General features: G+C 62.4%; 17 protein-coding genes. 5 read left to right on the top strand and 12 right to left on the bottom strand.

The features are described from left to right. The first annotated feature begins 146 nt into the window (after nucleotides 1-146). The 4 genes from LVJ94_34305 (at nucleotide 147) to LVJ94_34290 (ending at nucleotide 2,518) form a co-directional block, all read left to right on the top strand. Nucleotides 147-1,151 (top strand): alpha/beta hydrolase, encoded by a 1,005-nt coding sequence (locus LVJ94_34305; protein WXB01977.1) that lies wholly within the window; start codon nucleotides 147-149, stop codon nucleotides 1,149-1,151. Nucleotides 1,152-1,245: 94 nt separating this feature from the next. After that, nucleotides 1,246-1,710: a VOC family protein gene (locus LVJ94_34300; GenBank protein ID WXB01976.1), complete on the top strand. Its 465-nt coding sequence runs from the start codon at nucleotides 1,246-1,248 to the stop codon at nucleotides 1,708-1,710. After that, nucleotides 1,707-2,042 (top strand): metalloregulator ArsR/SmtB family transcription factor, encoded by a 336-nt coding sequence (locus LVJ94_34295; GenBank protein WXB01975.1) that lies wholly within the window; start codon nucleotides 1,707-1,709, stop codon nucleotides 2,040-2,042. Before LVJ94_34300 ends, LVJ94_34295 begins: the two co-directional genes overlap by 4 nt. Next, a complete protein-coding gene (locus LVJ94_34290) occupies nucleotides 2,039-2,518 on the top strand; it encodes an SRPBCC domain-containing protein (protein ID WXB01974.1) in 480 nt (159 codons plus the stop codon). Before LVJ94_34295 ends, LVJ94_34290 begins: the two co-directional genes overlap by 4 nt. Nucleotides 2,519-2,817: 299 nt before the next feature. Here LVJ94_34290 and LVJ94_34285 read toward each other — a convergent pair whose 3' ends face one another. Both LVJ94_34285 and LVJ94_34280 read right to left on the bottom strand, forming a co-directional pair. Beyond that, nucleotides 2,818-4,968 carry a M1 family metallopeptidase gene (locus LVJ94_34285; GenBank protein ID WXB01973.1) on the bottom strand — a complete coding sequence of 717 codons (2,151 nt, stop codon included), beginning with the start codon at nucleotides 4,966-4,968 and terminating at the stop codon, nucleotides 2,818-2,820. 448 nt (nucleotides 4,969-5,416) lie between these two features. Further along, entirely contained in the window at nucleotides 5,417-6,406 is a 990-nt protein-coding gene (locus LVJ94_34280) for an MBL fold metallo-hydrolase (protein WXB01972.1), read from the bottom strand. Between the two features lie 366 nt (nucleotides 6,407-6,772). Here LVJ94_34280 and LVJ94_34275 point away from each other — a divergent pair, with 366 nt between their 5' ends. Next, a complete protein-coding gene (locus LVJ94_34275) occupies nucleotides 6,773-7,246 on the top strand; it encodes a group II truncated hemoglobin (protein ID WXB01971.1) in 474 nt (157 codons plus the stop codon). Nucleotides 7,247-7,255: 9 nt separating this feature from the next. Here LVJ94_34275 and LVJ94_34270 read toward each other — a convergent pair whose 3' ends face one another. The 10 genes from LVJ94_34270 to LVJ94_34225 form a co-directional block, all read right to left on the bottom strand. After that, a complete protein-coding gene (locus LVJ94_34270) occupies nucleotides 7,256-8,851 on the bottom strand; it encodes an AMP-binding protein (protein WXB01970.1) in 1,596 nt (531 codons plus the stop codon). Between the two features lie 1,813 nt (nucleotides 8,852-10,664). Further along, nucleotides 10,665-13,235 carry a phosphoenolpyruvate synthase gene (ppsA, locus tag LVJ94_34265; protein WXB10772.1) on the bottom strand — a complete coding sequence of 857 codons (2,571 nt, stop codon included), beginning with the start codon at nucleotides 13,233-13,235 and terminating at the stop codon, nucleotides 10,665-10,667. Between the two features lie 503 nt (nucleotides 13,236-13,738). Next, the gene (locus LVJ94_34260; GenBank protein WXB01969.1) at nucleotides 13,739-15,169 is read right to left on the bottom strand and encodes a cytochrome B6; all 1,431 of its coding nucleotides are present in this window, start codon (nucleotides 15,167-15,169) and stop codon (nucleotides 13,739-13,741) included. 484 nt (nucleotides 15,170-15,653) lie between these two features. Further along, nucleotides 15,654-17,300, bottom strand: coding sequence for a S41 family peptidase (locus LVJ94_34255; GenBank protein ID WXB01968.1), 1,647 nt, complete (start codon nucleotides 17,298-17,300; stop codon nucleotides 15,654-15,656). A 37-nt stretch (nucleotides 17,301-17,337) separates the two neighbouring features. Further along, a complete protein-coding gene (locus tag LVJ94_34250) occupies nucleotides 17,338-18,306 on the bottom strand; it encodes a trypsin-like serine protease (GenBank protein ID WXB01967.1) in 969 nt (322 codons plus the stop codon). A gap of 9 nt (nucleotides 18,307-18,315) precedes the next feature. Further along, nucleotides 18,316-19,926 carry a hypothetical protein gene (locus LVJ94_34245; GenBank protein WXB01966.1) on the bottom strand — a complete coding sequence of 537 codons (1,611 nt, stop codon included), beginning with the start codon at nucleotides 19,924-19,926 and terminating at the stop codon, nucleotides 18,316-18,318. A gap of 161 nt (nucleotides 19,927-20,087) precedes the next feature. Then, entirely contained in the window at nucleotides 20,088-21,599 is a 1,512-nt protein-coding gene (locus LVJ94_34240) for a hypothetical protein (protein ID WXB01965.1), read from the bottom strand. Between the two features lie 4 nt (nucleotides 21,600-21,603). Then, entirely contained in the window at nucleotides 21,604-22,917 is a 1,314-nt protein-coding gene (locus LVJ94_34235) for a hypothetical protein (GenBank protein WXB01964.1), read from the bottom strand. A 48-nt stretch (nucleotides 22,918-22,965) separates the two neighbouring features. After that, entirely contained in the window at nucleotides 22,966-23,664 is a 699-nt protein-coding gene (locus LVJ94_34230) for a hypothetical protein (protein ID WXB01963.1), read from the bottom strand. A gap of 16 nt (nucleotides 23,665-23,680) precedes the next feature. Further along, nucleotides 23,681-25,609: a hypothetical protein gene (locus LVJ94_34225; protein ID WXB01962.1), complete on the bottom strand. Its 1,929-nt coding sequence runs from the start codon at nucleotides 25,607-25,609 to the stop codon at nucleotides 23,681-23,683. Nucleotides 25,610-25,620 lie beyond the last annotated feature (11 nt).

Genomic DNA, 25,620 nt, shown 5'->3' with positions numbered 1-25,620 from the left:
CGCGTCGATGGACGTGGGCTGTGCTTCCGTCCCGAGCGATGGAGGTGCCGGCTCATCAGCATGATTCCAGGCCGATTCGTTCGATGAATGGCCTCCCGTTCCTTGGCCGCAACATTCCCGCAATGTACGCGTGGTTTCCTGAAGATGTGCGTCCACAGAAGAGCAACGGTGCCACACTCACGGGGATCGATTCGGACACCTTCGAGCTGCGTAGCCGGGTCGTCCATGGATACAAGCGAGCCTATCGCATGGCGGGGCGGGGCCCGGCCGTGCTCTTCATTCACGGTATCGGCGATGACTCGTCGACGTGGCTGGACGTCTTGGCGTCACTGGCCGGCGACTTCACGGTCATCGCGCCGGACCTGCTCGGCCACGGGGGCTCGGACAAGCCACGCGCCGACTACTCCGTAGCCGCCTACGCGTCGGGCATGAGGGATCTGCTGACCATCCTCGAGATCGAACGCGTGAACATCGTTGGTCATTCGCTGGGCGGCGGCATTGCGATGCAGTTCGCCTACCAATTCCCGGAAATGTGCGAACGGATCGTGCTCGTGGGCACCGGCGGGCTCGGCCCCGCGGTGCATCCCTTGTTGCGCCTGGCCGCGGCGCCGGGGGCCGGCTTGATGCTGCCGCTGATCGGCTCGGCGCCGGTCACCGCTGCATTGCGCGTGTTTCGCGATCTGCTGCGCAGCACCGGTGGAATCCGATTTGGCTCGGACATGGACTACGTCGCGACCAAATACGTACGACTCGTCGAGTCGAGTTCGCGCCAAGCCTTTCTGCGCACGTTGCGCTCGGTCGTCGACTGGCGAGGCCAGGTCGTCAACATGCTCGATCGCTGTTACCTGACCGACGGAATCCCGATCATGATCGTCTGGGGCCGGCGCGACCGCGTCGTGCCGAGTGCACACGCGGTTCGCGCGCACGCGGTCATGCCGAGCAGCCGTTTGGAGATCTTCGACGAGGCGGGGCACTTTCCGCATCACACGGATCCACAGCGGTTTCTGCGGCTCCTGCGGGAGTTCCTGATGGAGACCCAGCCCGCGCGTCACGATGTCCGGCGCTGGCGCTCCCTCTTGCGATCGGGCGGTGGCATGCGAGCTGCCGGCCGTGAAGTCCTCGACCGCTCGACGGTCTCGAGCGGTACCTAGAGGATGCCGGCGAACCTCCGCCGCGGTGTTGGAAAAAGCCGTTGATTTACTTTCCTATTTGGGAAACTATGTCCTCTATCGGAAAGGAATGCACATGGAAACTCCGACCTTCACATCGAGCGTGCACTACCAGGACCCCAAGGCCGCGCTGGCGTGGCTGGAGAACGCCTTCGGCTTCGAGGTGACGATGGCCATCGATGGGCCTCCGGAGGCCCCGGCGATGTGCCACTACGAGATGAGCGTCGGCGGGCGCGGGCGGATCATGATTGGCGGACAATGGGAAGAGACGGTGAAGAGCCCCAAGAGCTTGGGCGGCGCCAATACGCAGGTCGTCCACGTCATGCTCACGGGCGATCTCGATGCGCACTGCGAGCGTGCGCGCGCGGCGGGGGCGCGAATCCTCGCCGAGCCGGCGGATGAGTTCTACGGCGATCGCCGGTACCGCGTTGCGGATCTCGAGGGGCACCGGTGGTCATTCTCCGTGCACGTGCGCGATGTGTCGCGCAGCGAGGCCGAGGCGGCGCTCGGTCAGCCGATCGTAGCCAAAGACTGGCCGTGAGCGTGCGGGTCAAACGGATCGACGACGCATTCGCCGCGCTCGCCGATCCGGCCCGGCGTCGGGCCGTGGAGCTGCTTGCGCAAAAGCCGCGACGCGCGGGCGAATTGGCCGGCGCGCTCCAGGTCTCGCCCTCGGCCATGAGCAAGCACCTGCGCATCTTGCGCGATCGGGGGCTGGTCACCGAGACGCATCCCGCGCACGATACGCGCGTGCGCATCTACTCGCTGCGATCGGCGCCAATGGCGGATCTGAGGGCATGGCTCGACGCGGCCGAGCGCGGATGGGCCGAGCAGCTCTCCGCCTTCGCCGAGCATCTGGAGCGGAAGCCATGACGCAGCAGGGGCAAGCCTCGCGCGTCCTCTTGGCGATTCGGGTGAACGCCACGCCGGCGCGGGCCTTCGCGGCGTTCACCGAGGAGATCGGGCAGTGGTGGCGGCCCAACGGCTTGTTCGAGTTCCGGCGCGGACGGAGCGGCGTGCTCTCGTTCGAGCCGGGTTCGAATGGCCGTCTGATCGAGACCTACGAGGACGGTACGATCTTCGTCATCGGTGAAGTGCGCCTCTGGGAACCACCTCGCCGCTTGGTCGTAGCCTGGCGTCAGGAGAGCTTTTCCCCCGATCAGAGCACCGAACTACACGTCCGGTTCGAGGAAGCCGGCGAGCAGACGCGGGTCACGGTCGAGCACTTTGGCTGGGACACGATCCCTCAACGCCACGCCGCACGCCACGGCTTCCCCCTGGGGGCCTTTCAGCTCCGCTTTGCCGAGTGGTGGCAGGTCATGCTCCGCAACCTGCGCGACCGCGCGTGAGCCGTCTTTTTCGCCAAAGGACACACGCCGTGCCGAGGAGGAGCCATGAATGGGCCCGACGAAGCGGATCTGCGCCCACCAGGGCGGCGGCGAACACGCCTGACTTTCACGCCCATGCGAAATCAGCATCGTCCCGGTAAAGGCGAACAGCGCGAACTTCATGATTGGAGTCAGCCGACCTTGCATCCACGCACACCTGGCCCACCATCAAGACACGGGCATTAGGCTCGTCACGTGCCGGTAGCCCACGCCAGGGCCGCTCATGCCAAGCCATGCACGAGCGGCTCGGGCGCGAACCCTCAGCGCGACGTGTTTTCGCGTAGCGTCAAGTCGCCATGATAGTGCAATGAGTGTGTAAGCATGGGCGATTCACTCGACAGCGGCTGCGGCTGCGCGGCGGGCACGTTGATGACATTCTTGATCTGATCGTACTGCGCTTGCGAAATGAGGCCGGCATTGAACAGGCGCAACGCGTCGTTGGCGATGTTCGCGAGCAGCGGCTTGTTGCTGGCAACGGCTTGCACCTTGGCCAGCAGAGCGCTCCACGACGGGCTGCTGTAGTTGGTGACGTAGTAATCCAAGCCCGTCGGATTGGCGATCACGGCCGTGCAGCCCGGCAACTCGATCTGCTTGGCGTTGGCCGACAGTTCGATGGTCTTGCGCTCTTGCAGCCCATTGCCATGAGCGAGGGTCAAAGGAATATTCCATTTCGACGCCGGATACGCATTCTGATTCGGGAATGCCTCCTGCTTGATCGATACATACGTTTTGTTGCCCGTGCATTGGGCGTCGATGGTCACCAGCGGCATGCCGGTTTGGCGGATGAAGCTGTCGCCGATGTCGGCCACCTTCTTGCCGCTGCCCTGCTCGAGCGAACTCCATAGCCGCGACGGCGTGGCGTTCCCGAAGCCATAGTTCTTCAGGTAGATCTGGAGGCCCTTCTTCATCCCCTCGGCGCCGAGATAATTCTCGAGCATCTGCAAGATGTAGTTGCCCTTCGTGTAGACGAAGATGCCCGGGTTGATGAACCCGAAGGAGCCGGCATCGCTCAGGTTGCGCTGCACCGGCACCGCCGTGCTGCGCACGTCCTCGCGGAAGACGTTGACCTTGCCGTTTGCATAATCCGTAAAGGTTAGGTACTCGGGGTGGAACTCGATCACCGTGCGGTTTCCGAGCCAGGTCGCGAACGATTCGTTGAGCCAGACGTTGTCCCACCAATCTGGCGTCACCAGATCGCCGAACCATTGGTGCGCGATTTCATGGGTCACGACGTAGACCGCAAAGGGGGAGGGCCGCTCGCCGGGCTTGGTCAACACGGCATTGGCGAATTCGAAGATCGCGCCCCAGTTTTCCATGCCGCCAAAGCCGGTGTTGGGCTTGTTGTCGTAGCTGTCGTTCGCCGTCACCGTGTCGAACTTCGTGAACGGCAGCGGAATGCCCGTGTACTTGTAATAGAAGTCCATCGACTCCTTGGTCCACTGCATCGCAAAATTGGCCCAGGAGGCGTGGCCGGGTGGCGTGAACCAGCGCAGGTGCACTTGGCTCCCATCCAGCGGGCTCGTGAAATTATCCTCGAGCGTATCGAACTTGCCGCCGCCGAAGAAGAGAAGATACGTCGGCATCGCCGGCGTCTTCTCGAACGACACCTGCTGGTAGCCGTCGGGCAAGGGGATGGGCGTGTTCGGTGCGCCATTGGACACGGCCTTCCATTCTCCCGGCACCTCGGCGGTGACCTCGAAGGTCAGGCGGAAGGCGGGTTCGTCCCAGCCTGGAAACCATTGGCGCGCATAGTTCGTTTCGCCCTGGGTGACGATCGCATCGCTCGTTACGCCATCGGGTGACGCGAGTCCTACTTTGAAGATGCCCGTGGCGGCGGAGCAAAGCGGATTTCGTGCCACTTCGTCCGGCGGGCAGTATTCCGCATCGGAGAACTGGATTTTGCCATCCCACTCCATGTGCAACTGGTACTTGCCCGGGCCAACCTGCCCGTCACCGAGGCGCAATTGGACGAAATCGCCCTGTGTCTGCGGAGTCGGGATCAGCGGAATCACCTTCGACGCGTCGGACAGCGCACGCAGGGTCGTGCGGCCTTTGGCGAATTTGAGGTCGCGCGCTGCGACCGTGATGGCACTAACGGGCTCGAGCACGTCGATTTCGACGTCTGCCCGCCCGGTGAAGGTCTTGAGTGCCGCGTCGGGGCGGAACCACAGCTTGTAGTTCTTCGGCCAGATCGTGTCGGGCATCTCCATGGGCTTGGCCGACTTGTCGATCTTGGCGACATTGGTACTTCCTGGCGTGGCCGGGCTGTCGGGGCGCGGCGTGTGGTCGCTTTTGTCGCCTTGCATCCCAAGGGCGGGGGCGTCATCCCCAGTGCTGCACGCGGCCATCGGGGCCAGCGCCATCGTACCGATCGCGATATTCGTGATGACGGGTTTGAAGACCGATTTCATGGCTTCCCTTCCTTGTACGTGTGACAGCGTTCACGCGGCACGCCGCATGAATCGCAAAGAAGCCCCCTTCGGTTGTAGGGGCCCCATGGAGATGATTTCTAGATCGACGCGCACGAAAAAATGCGCGCCCGCGAGAAGGTTAATTCGCTCTTATTGTATTTGCGGTATCCGCCGAACACGAACCGTTAGAGATGGATACACCGCCGGCTCGTGGCTCGCGTGCACGGCGACTGCGCGTTGCGAATTTGACGCTCGCGATAAGCGAAATCATTCCGTGCGTCTTCTGCCATAAGCTCCCTCCGAAACGTGAGTTCGTACGAGGGGCCGACTTAATTGCACCTTATTTCCGGATTGCGCTTTTGTCCGGGGCGCCCTGATTGCGAAAGAGCACGAACAGGGCAGGCGTCGGCTTGGTGTCCGTGTCACATCGGCGTCGGCCGGGACGGATTTACTTGGTCGATGACAGATCGACGTGAAGGCAATCGATCGCGAAGTGGACCGGGCCTCCGTACGAGGCGCGCACGGAGCGGAGGACACCCTCGCTCCCCTTTTCGATCGAGGGCGGGATGTGGCTCAAAATCAGCGACTTGACGTGCGCCTTTGCCGCCACGTCGCCGATGCGCTTCGGCGGCGTGTGCAGCGCGTAGAGCGAAGGTGGTGAGCCAGGGGGATCGGGCACCGCGGTGTCGTAAACGAGGACGTCGGCGCCGGCCGCGAGCTGGATCAGGTTGTCGTTCTTCGACGCGAGGTCGCCCGAAACGACCAGCGAGTGGCCTCCGTGCTCGATGCGGAACGCGACCGCGGGGACGTCGTCGTGGTCCACTGCCACGGAGGTCACGTGAAGGTCCGGCTCGCGTAGCACCTCGTGGATCGGCGCGCCGGGATCCGTTGGCAAATCCACCGTCGTGAGCCGCAATTCATTGCGGAACTTGGGCAGATACGCGAACGCGCCGCGTGCGCCGAGGAGGCGGTCCACGAACGCGCTCGTACTCGGGTATTCACCGCCACCATCGGGACCGAAGAATCGGAATGCAAGGGGCTCGTCGTAGGTCAGGTCGCGCGACTTCACGTAGGCGGGTAGGTCGGCGCTGTGATCGATGTGGAGGTGCGTGAGCAGGACCGTGTCGAGGCGACGGTAATCGATGCCCAATTGGCCGAGGCGGAGCACCGCACCGGGGCCTACGTCGACGAGTACGCGTGCGATGCCATCGACCAAGACCACGTAGCTGGATTCTGCGCGGCCGAAGCTCCGCGGACCGCCCGAGCCCAGCACGATGAGCGCGAAGTTCGCGGACCTAGGGGCGGCGGGCGACGTGCACCGAGGGGAGTCCGCTCCCCCGGCCGACGCCGCACCCTGCGACGCGGAACTCTGGGGAGCACGTGCGCACCCCAGCTGAATCGAGACGAGCGCAATCGAGGTGAGGAGCACGTGGCGCATGCACGCATTGACGTAGCATGGCGGCGTCGTGATCGTCCATTTCTGGTAATACAATAAGTGCCGCAGTTGCCCAAGTCGAGACGAACCAAAAGCAATGTGGCCCTTCTCCATTCCTCGATGTCGATGGCTTGTTGTTCACGAGCAGTGGCGAGTTCATTTGGAAAGGCTCGGAGTCGTCGAACGTCACGAATGGCGGATCCATCGATGAAGCGTTCTTGAATCTCCTGGCACGTGTCCCGGCCGTCTTCGCCGAAGGAGCCGACCGCACCCGTCGAAGCTGCGACGAGGTGAGATCCGCGCCTTCACTGCATGGGCGATCTCCGTTGGACCTGCTGACGAGGCGCGACAAAAATGGTAGGTAGGCGCATGGTCGACAAATCCGTGCCGTCGCTCTTCGAGTGGATGGGAGGGATGCCGGCGCTCGAACGTCTCTTCGATACGTTCTACGCCCGCGTGCCGAACGATCCGATCCTCGCGCCCGTGTTTGCGAAGATGTCGCCTGCGCATGCGAAGCATGTTGCCGCGTTCGTCGGGGAGGTCTTCGGCGGCCCGCGGGTGTACAGCGAGCAGTTCGGCGGGCATCCGAAAATGATCCTCCACCACGTGGGTCGCGCGCTCACCGAGGAGCAGCGCGCGCAGTGGATGCGCCTTTTGCTTCAGTGCGCCGACGAAATCGGCGCGCCGAGCGATCCGGAGTTTCGCTCCGCCTTCGTCGCGTACATCGAATGGGGAACCCGGCTCGCCGTGATCAACTCGCAGCCGGGCGCAGACGTGAGCGGCGAGGCGCCCATGCCAAAGTGGGGTTGGGGCGAGGCAAAGGGCCCGTACATCCCCGGTTAGCCGCCATGGCTACCCCGTCGCGAGGCGCCAGCCGGCGGCGACTTCGGCATCGAAGCGAAGCCGGCGCTTGTCCGGCTTGCCGGAATCGAGGGAGGGCAGCTCGGCGAGCACCGTGATCGTCGCGGGGACGTATCCGGCCGACAGCGCCAGTGCGACGTGCTCGCGCAGCGCGGCGGGGTCGAGCCTGCGGCCCGGCCGCGGCACCACCGCGGCATGGATGTGCTCGATGTTGTCCGCGTCGGCCACGCCGTAAACGGCTACTTGCGCAACGGCGGGGTGAGCCAAAAGCACGTTCTCGATCGTGGTGGGGTACACCTTGATCCTGCGCGTCGTGATCATGCCGGCCAGGCGATCGACCAAATAGAGATATCCCTTGTCATCCAAGTAGCCAATGTCGCCCGTGTGCACCCACCCATTGCGCACCGTCCGCGCCGTCAGTTCGGGGTTGCGCCAGTAACGATCCATCATGTTCGGCGAGCGCACGCAAACCTCGCCGGGTTCTCCGAGCGGCAGATCTTCGGCCGTGCGCGGGTCGCGGATGGCGACCTGCACCATCGGCAGCGGACGCCCCACGGTCCCCAGCAGCCTTGGATTGGAGTGCTCCGAAGGGCCGAGAATGCTAATGCCCAGGGTTTCGCTCGATCCGTAACTCTGCATGAGCACCGGACCGAAGGCCTCGACGGCTTGCGCGACCCTACGGGGCGAGGCCGTGCAACCCGTGTAGACGATTTGCCGCAAGCTGGACGTATCGGTCGTCGCGCGGGCTGGGTGGTCGACGAGCTGATACAATTGGGGCGACGCCAAATAGAGATGGCTGACCCGGTGTTTGGCGATGGCCTCGAGTACGCGGGCGGTGTCGAAGCCCTCGTGGAGTACGACAGTGCCATCGGAGGCCAACGCACCATCGGCCGTGAAGGCCCCCGATTGCCCGAGTAGGGTGGTGACGAGCATGGTGGGCTTTTGGCCGTGCGTCCTCATCTGCTCCACGTAGCGGTGGAGCGTCGCGAAGTCGCGTTCAATCCCCTTTGGGCCGCTGGTGCTGCCGCTGGTGTATACCACCGTCGCGGTCGTGCCGGAGACCGCGCTGGTCAGCGAGAATGGCTCGCTTTCTCTGGCGGCGGACAGGTCGACGATGCCTGCTCCGCCTCCGCCTCCGCCTCCGCCTCCGCCTCCGCCTCCGCCGAACGCCGCGAGCACGGGCGGGACGGCCATGTGCGCGATGATTTGGCGCGCGCGTTCGACGTTGGAGGCGTCGACGGCCAACAGCGCGCTGCCACTTTCGGCAAGGAGTTCGGCCTGCGTCTGCACGGATATCTCGTCGAGCGGATCGACGGCATTGAGCGACTGCGGTTGCAAAACGGTCGCCCCGAGAAGGTTTGCCGCGTAGCGCATGACGAGCATTTCCGGGTTGCTGCCCGTCGTGAGCAACGTCACCGTACTCGTAGGACCGATGCCCCTACCGCGCAGGACCGAGGCGGCTGTCGTGACCGCGCGGATGAATTCTGCGGCAGTGACGCTCCGATCCCGCCACGACAGCACCGTGCGGTTCGGATTGGCCGAGAGCACCGAAAGAATCGTTGCCACGTAATGGTCACTGGTCTGCATCGAATAGACCCCCGTGTGTGATTTCGATCTGGCGGGTACGAGCGCAGGTTCAACTTTGCATGGTCGGTGCCAGGCTCCGGATCGCCCTTGTCCCAGGAAACGAGCAGAAACATCGCGCAACGTCGAAGCGAGTGGACGCGCTCGTCCTGCACCTTGGACGGGATCGGCCGCGGGTTGGATGCGGATGACCTTCAGGGTGCCGGAAAATCCACATCACCGATTGCAATGCGCCTCGATGACTTCCTCGAGCGCGTCGGAGAATGGTGGAAGGGACTGCCGATATGAGCACTCTGTGAGAAATGGTCGGCAGCATTCGCCGCGACGTCGTCTCGTCCAGGCACGCGCGGGCATACGAAGATGTACGGGCTCGTCGTCCCGCATTCGCCGACCACGAAAGCATTGAGTCGATCCTCGTCGCACGTGTCGCGTCCGTGACGGAGAATGGCGTGCATTGACCTGGAGAATCGGCTCACCGTTCGCTCTCAGAAAAGTTCCGTCCCGACCTACGAAGAGTGTTTCTGTCGGCGAATAGAAGACCGTGTGGTTAAGACTTCTGCAATGCGTACCTTGAAGTTGCGCATTCATTACGTTCTATACACGACCTGCCGAAGGTCGATTGCTAACCGGTACCAATTGCACGAGCGTTAGGATGGTATCTCCTTCGAACCATCATTTCCCAGCGGGCGCCCTCGTGCCCGTCATGATCTTATCGGTGCAAGTCGTGGCAAGACACGACGTATTTTGATGTTTTGCGACATCGATTGGCCGTCGTCGCGATCAATGAACATGCTGTCGATATCCACTGATTTAAGGGATAGTCCCTCTTTGGAGACAAATTCGCAGCCTCGGCCACAATCCATCTTCGACGGCTTCAAGCCCGAGAAACGCACTTGATCGTAACCAGGCGAGGCTCGTACTTATTACGCATCCCACGCTGAAAATCATTTGGCCGTGCACGGAGTAAGTAAAATGAAAGGAATGTCTATGTTTGTCTCAATGCGACTCGCCTTTTCTACGATGTTGTGTATGTCTCTTGTCACCGGTTGTACCGCCGGCACCGACGAGGATCAGCCTGCGCTGACAGAACAAGTGAACTCGACTTTGGAGGGCCAGTCGATTGTTCCTGCTTCGCAGCCCGTTGCAATTCAGGGAAGTTTCCAAAATAGTTGCAGCGCCACATTTGCGCGTGTGAGTTGTGGCCTTCACTATTCTGGATTTCCCGGAGGGGCTCTCTATGTGGATGTTGACGAGGATGGGTCGAGTACCCGAGGTGAAACTTGGACGTTGGTAGCCAACGGACAGGCAAATTGTTACGGAAACTTTACTGCCGCGGATCCATTTCGGTCGTGGGTGTGCTATCCTCCGGCCGGTAATGGCGACCTGGTTGCCACGAAAGGCGCATTCCAATCTGAGTACGTAAGGGTTCATTGGTGAGGCGCCTGCTATTCTGACACATGCGAGTAATCTCGCCGCTGCCGCGGTATTGCTCAACGGGGCGAGCCGTGCGGCGCTGTACCTCCGTCCAACCCCGCATTCCGCCGAGAGTGCAGGGTTGGGCGTTGGCGACCTCTGTTGCTGTAGTTGGATTCACGAGCGAATTGAGGAAACCGGACAGTCTACTCTGCCGCTAGACGTTTCTTGCTGTTTGCTCCTGAGCCTGCGCTCCGTCTGCCGACTGTGGGCTTTGCTGTTTTGTGGACCAGCGACAGGATCCGACCCATGTTCCCCCCGGTTGGACGGCTCGTGGCCGGCTTCGACGTGGGAAGGCGGCACTACAGGTCAGAAGTGGCGTGTTCGCGGAGGTCGAGCCACTTCATAGGATTTCGACGTAGCCTTCCGTTCCGTGTACCCGAATTCGCTGCCCGTTCTTTATCAATTTGGTGGCGTTTTCCACGCCAACGACGGCGGGGAGGCCATATTCGCGCGCGATAACCGCACCATGGGTCATCAATCCGCCCACTTCGGTCACCAGGCCCGCGATGGACACGAACAATGGCGTCCAGCTAGGGTCCGTAAAGGAGGTGACCAAGATATCTCCTTTTTCGAGGTCGGCATCTTCCAGCTGCAGGATGACACGCGCGCGCCCCTCAACGACCCCGGCAGACACGGGCAGACCGACGAGGGCCTCCGCGGGAAGATTCTCCCGCTTGTACGTACCTGCAATGATTTCGCCATCGGACGTGATGACACGGGGCGGAGTTAGCTTCTCGTAGGACGCGTGCTCCGCTTTTCGCGCGCCGATGATCGAGTATTCGAGTGTATTCGTGCGGACGACTTCCTGAAATTCTTGGAAGGTGAGGTAGTAAATGTCTTCCTTCTCTCGAATGACGCCGGCCTGCACGAGTCGTTCGGCCTCTCGTAGGAGAGCCTGTTTGTAGACGAAGTAGCGGTTGACGATGCCGTATTTGGGATACTCGCGGTAACCTATGAAATTGCGGATTAAATCGATCCTTCGTTTCGTTTCCGCGACTTTTCGTTCACCGTCCGGCAGCTGCTTCAGCCGCTCCAACACCTCCCGCTCCTTCGCCAAAGCCTCCTGTCGCCCTTGCTCGAATTTTCGATGGCTGGCGTTGGGTTCGAAATTTTTGATGTTGCTCAGAATCATGGGAACGAGTGTCGCCGGCTTCTCGCTCCAACGGGGCTTGGTGATGTCGATCTCTCCGGGGCATCGGATCCCGTACTTGGCCAGCCAAGCCGTGATGGCATCTCGGCTTTCCCGTCCCCCCTCGAACTTCAGCAATTCATCCATGAAGCCGTCGTCGTTCACGTGGTGGAGATAGTCGATGACCTCGGGATAGGGACGGATCGCATCCGCGACATCCATGAGCTCCAGACCCATTTCCGAGGTAATGTTGTTGGGGACGGACCGAGAAAGCGTGTCGGCCACGTTTTTCTCCCCCAGCCAATCGTTCAAATTGTCATTGATCCATGTCGAAGCCTCGATGGCGGCCATGAACACCGCCGTGCTTCTGGGGTCGGACAGGATTTTCTTCGATTCCTGATTGTCGTCCAGGATGAAATCGAACAAGTCCGATCCGGACTTCGTTTGGATCTCATTCGAGAGTTTCTCGACCGAGGCTTGATTGCTACGGACGAGACTGGCGACGATGGTCGGGTCGGGGTCGAGTTGTGGCGCTTTTGGACTCGGGGGCGAAGCGACTTTACCGTGTTCGCCGGGGCCCGATGCTTTTTCATCGCTTGGCGGCGGCTTGATGAAATCTCCGCGGTCCATCAAGGCAACGATGGCGTCTTTGATGAGAGGATCGTGTTGTCCCATGGCACGGACGAGAATCTCTCTGCCAGCGGGTGACGCCAGGTTGGACGTGATGTCGACGAACAGCCGCCCGCCCGCTTTGAGCATGGGGCGAAGAGCTTTGAGCTGAAACAGGGACAGCCCCAATGGTTTCATGGCGTCGGTCATCATTTGTTGGTGGCCGACGGATAGATAAACGCGATTCTCCTGATCGGTTGCTTCGGGAATGGGGAACAGGGTCGTGATGGGACGGCTCTGGACGATATAGAAGGTATCGTCCGCCAAACACCATTCGATGTCCTGGGGGCGGCCGAAGTGCGCTTCGAGCTTTCGGCCCGTGTGTCCGAGCTGCACGATCTGCTCGTCCGTCAGCACCTGCCGATGCTGGCGCTCGGGTTCGACCGCCTGTTCTTTCGTTCCACCGCCTTTTAGGGCATGAATGGCCAGCTTCTTCGTGGAGATTTTCGTGTCGATGACCTTGCCGTCACGCACTTTGTAGATATCGGCGTTCACCAGGCCGGAGACCAAGGCCTCCCCCAGGCCGAAGCTTGCCTCGATGGACAACACCTTCCGATTCGAGGTGATGGGGTCGGCCGTGAACAAGACTCCTGCCGCCCGCGGGAAGATCATCTTCTGAACGACCACCGCCAGGTGGACTTTGGCGTGCGCGAAGCCATTTTGAAGGCGGTAGTTTACGGCCCTCTCGGTGAAGAGCGATGCCCAGCACTTGCGGATGTGCTCGAGGATGGCCTTCTTTCCGATGATGTTCAGATACGTATCGTGCTGGCCGGCAAAGGATGCCGTTGGCAGGTCCTCGGCCGTTGCGCTGGAGCGGACCGCGTAGGCATTTTCTTCTCCGAGCCGGGAGAGAAGGTGCGTGATCTCTTCATCGAGGTCGTCGGGGATGGCGATTCCTTCGATGACCCTGCGAATCTCCGCGCTGAGTTCTCGGATCTCGGTCCGGTCTTCCGCCCGTAGAAGCGATAGTCGCTCGAGCCGTTCGCGGATCGACGACGTTTCCCCCACGGTCCTTCGAAAGGCCTCGGTGGAAATGCAGAAGCCATCGGGCACGCGTATTCCTTCGATCTTGGAGAGCTCCCCCAGGTTCGCGCCCTTGCCCCCAACGACCATGAGGCTCGTTTTGTCGACGTCGTGAAAACCAAGCGCGCCCGCAGCGATCTTTGTCATCATGGCCGATGACTGTGCGGCATGACCGGGGGCTTGCGGCAAGCCCCTATCTCTGGCATAAGTTGGAGGTGGAAGGAGCCGGGGGCCGCGCTCCTCCGCTCGTTGCGTGCCCGTCCCTACCGGAGACGGCGGCGCGCCAACATGCAACGCCTCGTCGCCGCGAGGCAGGTGGGCGCCCGAGAGAGCGCGTGAGACGAATCATTTGCCCTTGTCGGGATATCCAACGTCCAATGTCCGGGCGCGCGACTCCAAAGTTTCTTTGGCGATAGCCCATAGTCTTGATGCCGAGCTCCCCAATGCTCGCTATCCGAGTGGCGGCTCGGTCAAGGTCGCGGTGAGCCTACGGTAAACGTGCGGACGTCGTGGGATTCTGAGCGTCGGCGGGCGACCGTGGGACGTTCTCCGAGAGGATCCGGTCGAACGTCCCACGGCTCATGGCATTCGAATCAGAGGGCGCACAGGTAAGTGACGAGGTCTTCCTTTTCCGTCGTCGAGAGCCGAGTACCTAGAATGAGATTGAAGAACTCCACGGTATCCTCGAGGGTGAGAAGTCGGCCGTCGTGGAGATAGGGAGGCGTGTCCTTGATCCCGCGTAGGCTGAACGTCTTGATCGGACCGTCGTCCTTCGTTTGCTGTCCGTTGACCAGGCGGTGGTTGAAGAATCGCTCAGCCTGGAGGTCGTGCATGGAATTGTCGCTGAAACCGGTGCCGTCGTGGCAAGTTGCGCATTTGGCTTTGCCGAAGAAGAGACTTTCGCCGCGCAATTCAGCATTGCTCGCACGATGGCGGTCGAGTTTTCCGAAGACGTCCAGATTCGATGGCGGAAAGTCGATGATGCGTATCATTTCCGCCATGGCGTGAACCTGCGTCGCGCGATCGAGCGTGTTCACGCCCTTGCGGGCTGCCGCCTCGGGATCTCCGTCGAAATAGGCCGCCCGCTGCTCGAACTCGGTGAAATCCTCTACGCTTTCCAGCCCTCGCTGGGAGCCGAAGATCTGTTGAACGTTGGTCCCGCGGAGCGCAGGCGTATCGATGCGGTTGCGCACGGCCTGGGGACGAATATCTCCCACCAGGTGAAATGCGCCGTTCGTGGATCCATTGATGTGACAATCGAAGCAGGAAACGCCCAGGCTCGGACGCGCGGAGCGTCGATCCGTGGTCAGGTTGAACTGCGCCTGGGCGAAGGGGGTGAGCAAAAGACGCAGTCCGTCGAGCTGTTTCGGATTGAGAATGTCCTTGAACAGGACATAGAAATTCTCCGTGGTGATCAATTGCCCCTGCGAGACGTCCCCGAGATCTTTCCGCGTGCTCAAGAACACGCCCGCGGGGAACTCGGCCAGGAAGTGCTCCGGAATGTCGAAATCCAAATCGAAACGCTGGAGATCTCGCCCGGTCTGCTGTTTGAGATCGGCGATGGTCGACGCCGGAAACACCATTCCCCCCTCCGGATGATTCACGTGGGGTAGCGGAAAAAAGCCTGCCGGGAACACATCGGCGGCTTTGATGGCCGCCGGCGACATGGAGGCGAGCTGCTGCCAAGTCACCCCGGCTGGGAGCTTGACGCGAATTCCCGCTTGTGCGGGCTTCCCGCGCGACATCTTGCAGGAAGAGGAAGGACGATTCGACAAATCGTAACGCATATCCAGCAGAGACAGCTGCCGCTGTACGATTTCCGGTTTCAGGCTCACGGCATTGGCCATGAACTTGGCGAAGTCTCCGTTGAAGTCAGCGAGTGTCGGCGGCGGCGCCGTGGGATTCGGGAATACACGATCATATATGGAGCCCTGCGCGTCGGAACCCGTAGTGGCACCGTCGCTGCATGCGGCAAGGACTGCGGCGAACAGCAGCGAAGAGCTAACACCGAGCAAACATTTCATGCTGCCTCCTGATGGTGAGGTCGGACGCTTCGGTTGCATCTTTCCAAAACAAGGCAAAGCCGTGTCGGGACGGAAGGCTTTTCAATGTGATGGAGATGTTGTCTTGGCAACACTCACGTTCGTTCTATTTCATGAGATCACAGCGTTTTCAAAATTCCGCCCAATAGCTTGTATACGTCACTGATCGCAATTTCATGAAGCGGATTCTGTCTTCTGTGATGCGAGTCTCGGCGAATACAGTCGAAGCGTTCGCTGGCTAAGCTGTATTTGTTCATTTGCTTTCGGTGTAATTGATATTGAATACCAAATGCGACTACGCCTCATCGGTATGCTCCGAGCCGTCGTTTGTCGCCGGAAAAGCGCCTTCGGACGAGAGCTTATCGGTGACACGGCGGCGCGTTCGTCGTGAAGGCCCAGTCCGGCACGCGCTGAGCCATCTTCGATGGCGTCCCGCGCTTCGGGCCGGTGAACGATCGCTGCGCGACTATTTGGCGCGATCCATCGCCAAGAGCACGCTGGTATTCGGGTCGAAGCCGTGGGCCGCGTAGGTCGCATAGGTGAGCTCCTGGTCCGGCCGGAGCATCTCACCCCGTTTCGGATCGTCCGGTAGTCCCATGCTCCATTTGAACGATAGCCCGCCGCGAAGATGCGAGTGCTCGAGTTCGAATGTCAGGTTATCGATGAAGCAGTTGGCCGCTTGCGCCGAAGGAACGCCCAGGACGGTGGCCCCGTGTGCACGAAGAACGAGCACCGCGTCGAAGCCGGCGCTGTACGTGCGAGCGGACGTGAGTACGACGACGCGCGGCGACCAGGTGCCGTTCCAAGTTCCTTCGCCATGAACTTTGGCGAACGTGGGAGACTTCGCGACCTCACCGGCGTATTCACGCCTCCGCCGCGCGAGCTCTTCGCCGCTGGGCGCGCCATGAAAGCGCTGCCAGGCGCGCTCCTCGGTGAAGTCGAAGTCGCCTATTTGGAACGTGGGGGATGTGCGTGCGCGCACCTTCTCAAGCGTATCGCTGGTATGGTTCGCGAAATAGAGGGCCGAGTAGCGCGGCACCTGATACCCGCGGTCCAATGCAAGAATCGTATCGATTGGATAGAGAAAATACTCGAGGATGGCGGCAAAGAGAGAATTGCCGCCCTCGTTTTCACGCAGATCGACGACGAACAAGGCGGTCTTCTTCGCCTTCATTTCCGCAAACAACGTTTGGAGTGTTTGGGTGACCGACGGAATACTTTCCAGCTCGCGCTTCTCCCTGGCGTACCCTGTTGCCTGCCACACTTCGAACGCCTCGCGGTAGCGCATGGCCGAGTCGAGCCGAAAGTACCCAATTCGATGCGCGTCATCCAGAAATCCCGAGGCCATCGCCGCCGAATCGCGGGGCGGAAGAACGACGCGGCTCGGCGGTTCGATCCGCGCCCCTGGCGATTGGCGGCTGATGCGCACGTCCACCGACGCCGCAGTTCCGTCGGCCAGGCGCAGATCGAGATGCACGGAATCGCCCAGCGGCGCGCGTTCGAGCAGGTCCACGAGCCCGGCCGAGGAGCGCAACGCGTCCGTCAGGTGCCATAGGTTCGTGTAGACGTTCTCGTAACCTCGACGTGTGGCCATCCGCTCCGCCAGCATGGCCACCGGCACACCTTGAATCGACGTTACCGTTGCTCCGAGCACTTTCTGCTGGTCGGGCGCGTACACGGCCTGGACGACCACGCGTTCTTCGATGAGCCCGAGATCGACCCAGACGCGGGTACCGATATCGCTATCGCGTTCCCGGAGCTGCGTGTGTCCATCGCGCACTTGCGCAAGAAGGGGACGCACCAGCCGCCGAAACTCCTGGGGCTCGATGCCCGAGGGCGGGATGGCGGCCTCCGCGAGCTCGAATCGGCGTCGAAATGCGACGACTCCGCCCGCTCGCTGATAGGCGTCAGGATGACTCTCTTCCAGAATCGCGCGCAGCTGCCGAAGGTCGGCGCGCGCATCCTCCTCCGAGAGCATCGCCGGCGACGATGGCGGGCGCGCCGAATTCGTCTGGTGCGGTGTCCGAGCCACCGGTGCCGGTCCGCACGAGCCCATGCAGATGGCCAGTGCCGCGACGGTCGGTATTCGAGCTTTGATGGAACCTGCGCGCATCGCGTGAATCGTACAACTCTCCAGGTGCCATGGTAAGCTATCGCGCCCAGAGCGGTGCGGGATACTGCCCCTTTGCGGCGGCGGCGCGGGCGACGGTTCGAATGTAGTCGGCGTGCGGTTGGAGACGAACGCCGTGGCTCCCGCGGGGCAGGCCCTCGGCGTCGATGGCGCCGAGCGTGTTCGTTGCGATGACGAAATAGCGTCCCTTTGCGAAGGCTGCTTGCGAAAAGACGCCGGAGCCGGAATCGCCCGAGATGGATGCGCGGCCGTAGGACATGAGCCCAGGTCGGACGTCGAACGTGTGCGACGAGAATTGGAAGTAGTCGACGATCGAACAGTCGCCGAGCTGCGTCGGTGCGCAGACGAAAGGAATGGCCTCGAGCTTCCGTCGCTCGAGATTCCCATTGTCGTACTCGATACGCGTGCCCGTCTCCGTATCCCAGCGGGCATGGATGGCCCCGCGTCCGACGATGGCAACCGAAGAAGGCGGCCGTTCGGCGACATTGGTGAAGAGGTCGACGCCGGCCGGCCTGACGCCGGTGACGTTTCGATCGAGTGTGAGAAACGCGAGGTCGTCGATGCAGCTGTTGTTACCGGACGGACCTTCGGACGATTGAACGGTGTACCATTCCGCTCCGGGGCGAAGGACCGTCGAATCCGTGGTGACGTGCATCGATGCGTTGATCAGCACGCCATTGAAGGCCGATCCGCAACTGTCGTTCGGATCCACGGCCACCATGCGCTCGACGCAGTGCCGGGCCGTCAACACGAGGTTCGGCGCGATCAAGGTTGCACTGCATCGCGTCGTATTGGCGCCACCCGTCGGGCACGATCCATCGGCTTGGAGCGGTCCAACGCACAGCCCGACTGCAAAGGGATGATGCGGATCGAGCGGTGCACCGACGAGCGCCCCACGTTGCTCCCCCATCGATTCGACATCGTTTTCGCCGGCGGCGTTTCCACATGCGGCCGCCATCAGCATCATCCCAAGCGCGAATTTCTTCATCCCCGTTGTCTACGGAGAACCCTCCCGTTTCATTAGGCTCGCGGCGCGTAGCTTGGATTCGGCGTCGGGCCACACCCGATCGAGCCATCGGCGAAGGTCCCGGTCGATGGCGAGGTCGTGCAGGATGCGCGCGGCCTCCTCGCTCTGCGGATTCGCATCGTCGGTCGTGACGAGGGCGTCGGCCAGCGTCTCGACGGTGATGGGCAGCGGGAGATCGTGGGTGCGCTGCATGGCGAGCTCCCGCGCCAGCGGCAGATGTCCACGCCGCACCGCTTGCAGCAGGCGAACGCCAAGCTGGAAGGACCCCATGAGATGAAACGCCGCGTTGACCTTCTCGATGCTTTGCAGCGTCGCCGTCGCTTCGTCGTGGCGTCCGAGTGCGGCCAGCGCCGTCGCGCGTTCCCCCAAGAGCGACGGCACCAGGATTTGCCGACCCGTGGCGCTGTCCGTGCTGCGGCTCAAGCCATGATCGCATTCGTCGATCGCTTGCTCGAACTGGCCGCATCGGGCGGCCTGTTGCGCGAGGTGCAATCGCGCCTGGGCTGCGAAGAGCGCGAGGGGGCTCTTCACCATCGTGCGAAGCGACGCTTCGGACGATGCGAGATCTCCGTCGACCCAGGCCCGCGTGGCATGCGTGAGCTGGCGAGACTGCCGGTCACGGTACATTCGGCCAAGGACGATGATCGCGATCACCAGCAGCAGCAAGGCGAGCTGCAGGTCGAAGGAACGAAACGGTTTGGCGGATTGGCCGCCGACGTAGACGCCCATGATGCCGACCAAAAAGGCGAGAGGGCGCAACCATCGCTGCGCGAAGGACTTCGCCACGGTGCGCTCCGCCGCGGCCCGTGCTTCGCCCGGAATGGCCTCGAATTTTCCCGGGTTCGCGGACGAGAGCGGATTGGCCGCGGGGGACTCTTCGCGTTGGGCGATGGCGCGCTGCATCGCGCGCACGATGGCGCGCTCGCGGGGCGTGGCAAAATCGAGGAGCAGTTTGCGCTTTTCATCGATGAGGACCGCCGCTTCGTCGTACGCGCCGTCGCGAAATAGCAGAATGACCTCGGCGAGCGTTACCCGCGAGAGCATTTCGGTACTGGCGAGGGGGCCCATTCGCACCGCTTGGGCGTCTTCCCGCACCATCGCGTGCTCGCTGCACATCGCCGCGGCCACGGCGCGAATGCTGCGGGCATTGAGCTCCATGGACGTCTCCTCGGTGCGACCGAGCCAGGCGTATGGCCCTCCAATGGCGCGCGAGGCATGTTGGATCGCGCCCTTCGCATCGTCGCGGTAAAGGGCAATTTTGGCGCGGTAGTTCGCAATGGCACGCAAAACTTGTCCATTGCGGGTCGATGCCGTGTCGAGGATGGCCTCGGCCTCGTCCAAACGGCCGCGTGTGATCCGATCGTACGCCGCGCCCAGGAATTGCCCTGCCTCGCCGATGCGTAAGAGCCACGACCCCAACGCGATGCCGAGCGCGGCCATCACGCACATGGGCCAAGAATCCGTGTTGCCGCGCCTCAAGATGGGAAAGATGCCGAATACGAAAAAGACGGCCCCTCCGACCTGCATGACGAGGGCAAAGCGCCGAACGGGGCTCGGTGGCGCCTTCAACGTGCTGCTCATGCCAGGAGGAATCGCATGTTTCGCAAAAAAGACAACGGGGTGTCCTTGCGAAATCGCATATCGCCATTTCGACGTAGCGCGGGCCTATTTTGGATTGAGCAATACTTGCGCTTCGAGCTGGGGTTCGGCGCAATGACCGCTGCGAGCGTGCCGGCCCCGGACTACTGCTCGCCCACGGGCGCGCAGGAGGCCGGCTGCGTGCCGGGGAGACGGCTCGGCGTTCGTGCGCCGTTGAGCGTCTCTTTGAAGATGGCGCCCAGGTCCATCCCGCCTTGGGAGGTTACCCACGTGTAGTCGGCAGGGAAGGCTGCGCGGACCTTGCGGCGTGTGTTGTCGGGGTATTGCGCTTCGTCGTCGAGGAGTCCCTGGACCGACAATTTGGTCCCTCCGTGCGCGTGGCATCCGATGCAGTTCGTGGCACCGTTGCGCGCTTCGCGTTCGATGTACGGATTGCTGGCCCAGGTCCGAACGGTGGTCGCCTCGGGGGGAGGGGCCGGCCGGGCGCTGCGGAGCGCGCTCGCGAGGGTCGGAGCGGATTCCGCGTAGCTGCTGCCCGGATCCGGATCGTCCTCGTCGTAGGCGGTGGTGACCACCATCTTGTAGTGCGACCACGGCCCGCCGAGTGCGCGGATCGACTCCGGTCGATCGGCACCGAAGTCGAGATTCGGTTGCTCGGACCAGAACAGGGATATCCACACCCAATCACGGAGTTCTTTGGTGAGGATATGAAGCGCAGTGAGGCGCTTCCTCTCGGGGCGCGGTTGCCCCGACGACGCGGTCAGCGCCCGCATCGTGTAAATCGCATCGGGCCCCGGCGGCGCGATCGCGCGCGGCGCGGGCCACGTTCCGGCGGCCAACATCGATTGGATATCGGTGGCCGATGTGTCGTAGGCCGGGAAGGTCGGCCCGTCGGGCTCCCATCCGGCTTTGATCACCGCGGCATCCACCGGAAATTCGGATGTCATGCAGCGGGTGTGATTTTCGGTAGAAAGGGGCGGTTGCGTCAGCGGCATGGTCTTGCCCACGCAGCCGGCCAGGGTTCGATAATTGCGCAGCACATGGCTCACGAAGGCAGGGCTCATGAGCACCCGCGTGTTTCGCCCCAGCGAGCTGACCCCTTCCGCGTCGCTGAGCTCCGCGCGACGTGCCTTGTACACGTCGCGGTTCCACGTGCTCAGATTCTTCGGCCGTTCTTCGGCGTTCCAACGAAACACCGAATCCACTTCACACTGTCGAAAGTCGCGAACCTGGGCCGGATCTTCCACCTTCATTCCGACCCAGAGTTGATCGAACGCGGCCACCACGTCGTTCTTGCCGTACCACGTTTGAAAGCGCGGAAGGACGGCCGAGACGTCCGGATCGTCCGGATCGAGCTTGGGGGCGGCGATGGGCACGGGGCTCAGCACCTTCTCCACCACCCGCCAAGCGAACTCGCGCCGCGCCTTCATGGACGCCGTAAATTCGCTCGTTCGGGTGGACGCTTCGGGATCGCCCGGATACCGCTCGGCGATTCCAATCAACATCCGATCCTCCGGCGTCACCTCTTGGATCTGCTGGCCGACCTCGTGATCGGTGCTCGTGGCCCCGCACGCCGCGGCGGCGGAGGCCGCGAGTACCGTGCCAAGAACGGAGAACGACCCAAACGAGACGAGATGCCGGAGGGATCGGATCATACCGTCACTCGCCGCGCACGATGCGAGCGGCGAGGTCGCTCGCGAGGATCGATTCCGCGCCGGTGTTCGCGTCGCGCACGAGGAAGTAGAGCCATCCGTCGTTGCGGAAGTGGGGATAGAGCGCCCGAACGTTCGCGGGCATCTTGGTGATCTGGTAATGCGAGCCCGTCTTCAAATCGACGATCACGATGTCCGATGCATTGGCGTTGATGGAAAGATGCGTGTCGCCTTGGGCTGCATAGGAGTGCACGGCGATGAAGCGCTCGTCGAACGAGATCGCTGCCTTGCCGCCGAGCAAGTCGACCGTCGCCACCGCCCGCGTGTGGAATCCGTAATTCGGTGCCTCGGGCGTGGGGCGCACGGTTTCGATGACGCCGACCCGATAGCCAATTTGCTTCGTCCCGTCCGTCAACCGGCTCGCGTAGAGCCCACCGGTGGGGGAGAGCATGAGATCGCCCTCGTTCGGGTGGGCCACAGTCACGCCCGGCTTCGGGTCGTAGCTGCCGGTGCTGCCGAGCACCATCGGCACGAAGGTCGAGTTTGCGCTCGCACCGAACGGAGCTCCGATGTTGCCCGACCCCGGATCATTGGTGTGATCGGTGGGGCTATTGGCCACGACGTACTCCGAGCCGCCTTCCAGCGCTTGGCCGATGCTCTGATAGACGTTCGTCGATACTTTGTTGCAGCCCGCTTCGGCGAAGGTCACCTCGCCGAATTCGTCTTCGGACATTCCAACGAGGATGCTCTGCTTGCACGCCACGATGCCGCCGGTCGGGCCGGCGCCGGCATAGCTGAAACCATCATTGCCAGGGAAGAAGTACGGATCGTACGGCGCGCCGACGGGGATGTCGGGATTGATGAAGCCCTTCTCGACGGCGAACAAATCCATGATGCGGCGGCTGGCGCCGACATAGCGACCGTCGCTCGAGCTGCGCACCCAATACGATGTCTTGTTCGGGAGCTGTCGGACCACCTTGAGGGCTTGGGCCGCCGGGAGGTTGTTGCGCGCGTCGCTGATCGCCTCGTAGCGCGGATCCGAGAAACATCCCGAGCCGTCCTGCGTTCCTTGGCAGGAAAACATGGTGATTCCGGCGTTGATGTTCGCCTTCTTCCAGGACGGGCGCGGACTCCCGCCGTCGCGGGGCACCCCGGCGAGATCGTCGACGTAGTCGCGGAGCTCCTGCTCGTAGGTATCGTTCGGGACGGGGGCCGGCCCGCCGTCCTCGGCGTTCAGGGTCTGTGCGCTGGTCCGTGACGGACCGGGCTCGTCGCCCGACGCGGCGCAGGCCGCGAACAAGGCAACCGCACTGGTGGACATAAGAACTCGAGTCAAAGGATGACGAAGCAAAGTACGCATTGAATTCAACTACCTCGTTAGGAGAAAATGGGGATTGAGGAGCATGGCGGTAAACATCGCCTCCACGCGCGTTTTTCCGGCTGCCTGGGCGTAATCCGGACCGGCGAAGAAGTCCGCGAACGCCGTGTCTTCCTCGGGAAGCTCGTCGTCGACCACCGCGTGGAAGAGCGCGCGCGCCGCTTCTTTCTTCGCCGCAGCGTCCCCTTCGAACGTGCACGCTGCTGCGATTTTCGGCGCCACGTTGCGATGGAGTTTGGCCGCCGAAGCCGGAGCACCCGAGACACCGGGGAACGTGACATCGACGGTTCCTGGCGTATCGCAGACGCCGCCCATGCCTTTGGCAAAGCTGGCGATGACTTGGTGCCAGAGCACGAGCCCGAACGGATTGGGCTCGCCACCCTGGAACTTGCTCTGCGTTCCCGCCGTCACCCATTGCCCGAGGAACGCGCGGAGCTTTCCGACGTCGTCCCCCGCGAGCTTCTCGATGGTGAAGCTCTGTGTCGTGGGCGCTTGCGGATCGAAGAGGCGCGTCTGCAGCGACTTGTTCACCAGCGCCGTCCCGCGAATGTCGCCTACCGGGATACCGGCGGCCGCCTCGGAGGTACCGACGCTTTCATCCGCGCCAGCCCCCCGCTGACACCCTGCTGCCGCCATGCCACTGCAGGCGAGAACCGACAACCATACGAATTTCAGTCCAAGACGAAACATGATCGTGACTCCTCGTTCACTCGATGCTGTTTCGCTCGAGCCACTTGTAGAGAATGGTTTTCTCGCCAGCGTCCATGCCGCCGGGAGGCATCGTCCGCATACCCGGTTCGTCGGGATCGCCGGTGGTGATGTATTGCATGATCCTGCGGAAGCTCTTGTTCTTCGTGAGCTTGTTCCCGTTGGGATCTTCGTGGTCGAAGCCGTAGGTGCCGTCCGCGAGCTGCACCAATCCGGTCAGCTTCACCCGCAGGTGCGCCGCCTGATTGATCTCGGAATGGCAATTGACGCAACGGGTTTGGACGATGTGATTGACTTCGCAGGGAAGCTTCTCCGGTCCCTCGGTGCATTGCCCGCCTACGCAGTCGTAGCATTTGCCGCGCTCGGGGTCGGACGTGGAGAAGGTGCGGCTCGTAATGAGCTTGCGGATGATCGCCTTCACCTTCGCGCTCGAGCCCGTGCCCGGCTTCAAATCGGCCTTCACCTCGGCGAGCCACGAGCCGTCGTAGACCTGATTCGCACCGAGGAAGTACTCGGCCATGCGCCGCACGAGGCACGAACGAACCTCGGGCGCCCGCTTCATGAAGCCCCACATGTCCGAGAGCTTGTTCTCGGTGGGCCTCCAGCTGTCGTGGAGCGTGTTCGGCGCTTTGTTGACGCCGACGATCCAATTCCCGTCTTTGCGCCAATTATCGAGATATCCCTCGTAGGACGCACCGGCGAGCGACGTGTCGTCGTCGAAGAAGTAGGTCGGCTTCCCTTCGTAATTTCGCCCGAGCTTGCCGTTGTAGCGGAAGAGGCCCGCCGTCGGGTCGAGCTTGTAGTGGCAGGCTGCGCACTCGGGTGCCGAGCCGTGTTTCCCTTCGGAATGGCCGCCATCCGACGATGGCACGGCGAGTGGCGTGAGGTCGTCGCAGAAGTACGTCTTCCAGATGTAGGACGCGCGTCGGCGGTTGACGTTCGTCGACGAGTTCTTGGCGACTTCCCAGAAGCCGGACTGGGTGAAAGGCGTCTGGGGCGTGAGCGGTGCGATGCCGGTCACGTTCACCGAGAGGGTTGCGATGTCGCTCACGTTCGTCACCGTGGTAGGTAGCGACGCGGCCTGTGCCATGACCGCCTCGAGCCCATCTTTGAGCGCGTCCAGCTTGGTTACGAGCTGCGCGGCGGTAACCGTCGGGTCTTGGCAATCGCCATCTGCCAGGGGAGCGAACCACGTCTCCCGAACGGCTTGCGAGACGAGGCGATCGAACCCCGCACCGTCGAGATACGGGCTGACCCCGAACGCGTACCGGGCCTCGAACCCAATCGAACTACAGGCCTGGTCCTTCGCGCCCGAGGCCGCGCTCGCGCGCATTTGCGCGACGGCGTCCCGCACGCGCTTGAAGTTCGCCTCGCGCGGATCGATGGAGGGGTCCTCCCCGAACGGAGGAACGGCAGGCCGCATGGGCGAGATGAAAAATGGCTGCGCCGCCGAGTAGATATTGAAATAGTCGCCACCGGTAACCATGGCGCGCGCCCCGCTGATGGCCTGGGGCATGGCGTAGACCGAGGACGAATACACGCTGCGCGCCGGGTCTGCCGGAGAAGGCTCCTTCAGCTGCTCCGCCGGGCGACTCAGGTAATAAAGATTGAACGCGAGCATCGTGTCGCCGAAGCGTGGATCGGCCATGAACCGGTCGAGGATGGCGTCCTCGCTCAGGGCCATGAGCTCGTTCATGTCCTCGTCGGGCCCGATGCCCTCGCCATTGCGAAGGACCTCCGCGGCCTTCTTGATCCACGCCCGCTTGGTGAGCTGGCCCTCGGCGAGCCCTTGCTCCGCGGACGACGTGGTCACCTGTGACTCCGCGTCCGGCTGGCTGCTACAGGCCTGCGCCGAAGCCGCGATGCCGAGACACAAACACAACCCCAAAGACCCGCGCCGCGCGCGGGAAGCGAATAGACCAGTCATGATTTTCGTCC

Source organism: Sorangiineae bacterium MSr11367, from assembly GCA_037157805.1.
Lineage (GTDB): Bacteria > Myxococcota_A > Polyangia > Polyangiales > Polyangiaceae > Pendulispora > Pendulispora rubella.
This window is presented reverse-complemented; position numbering and strand designations above follow the sequence as displayed.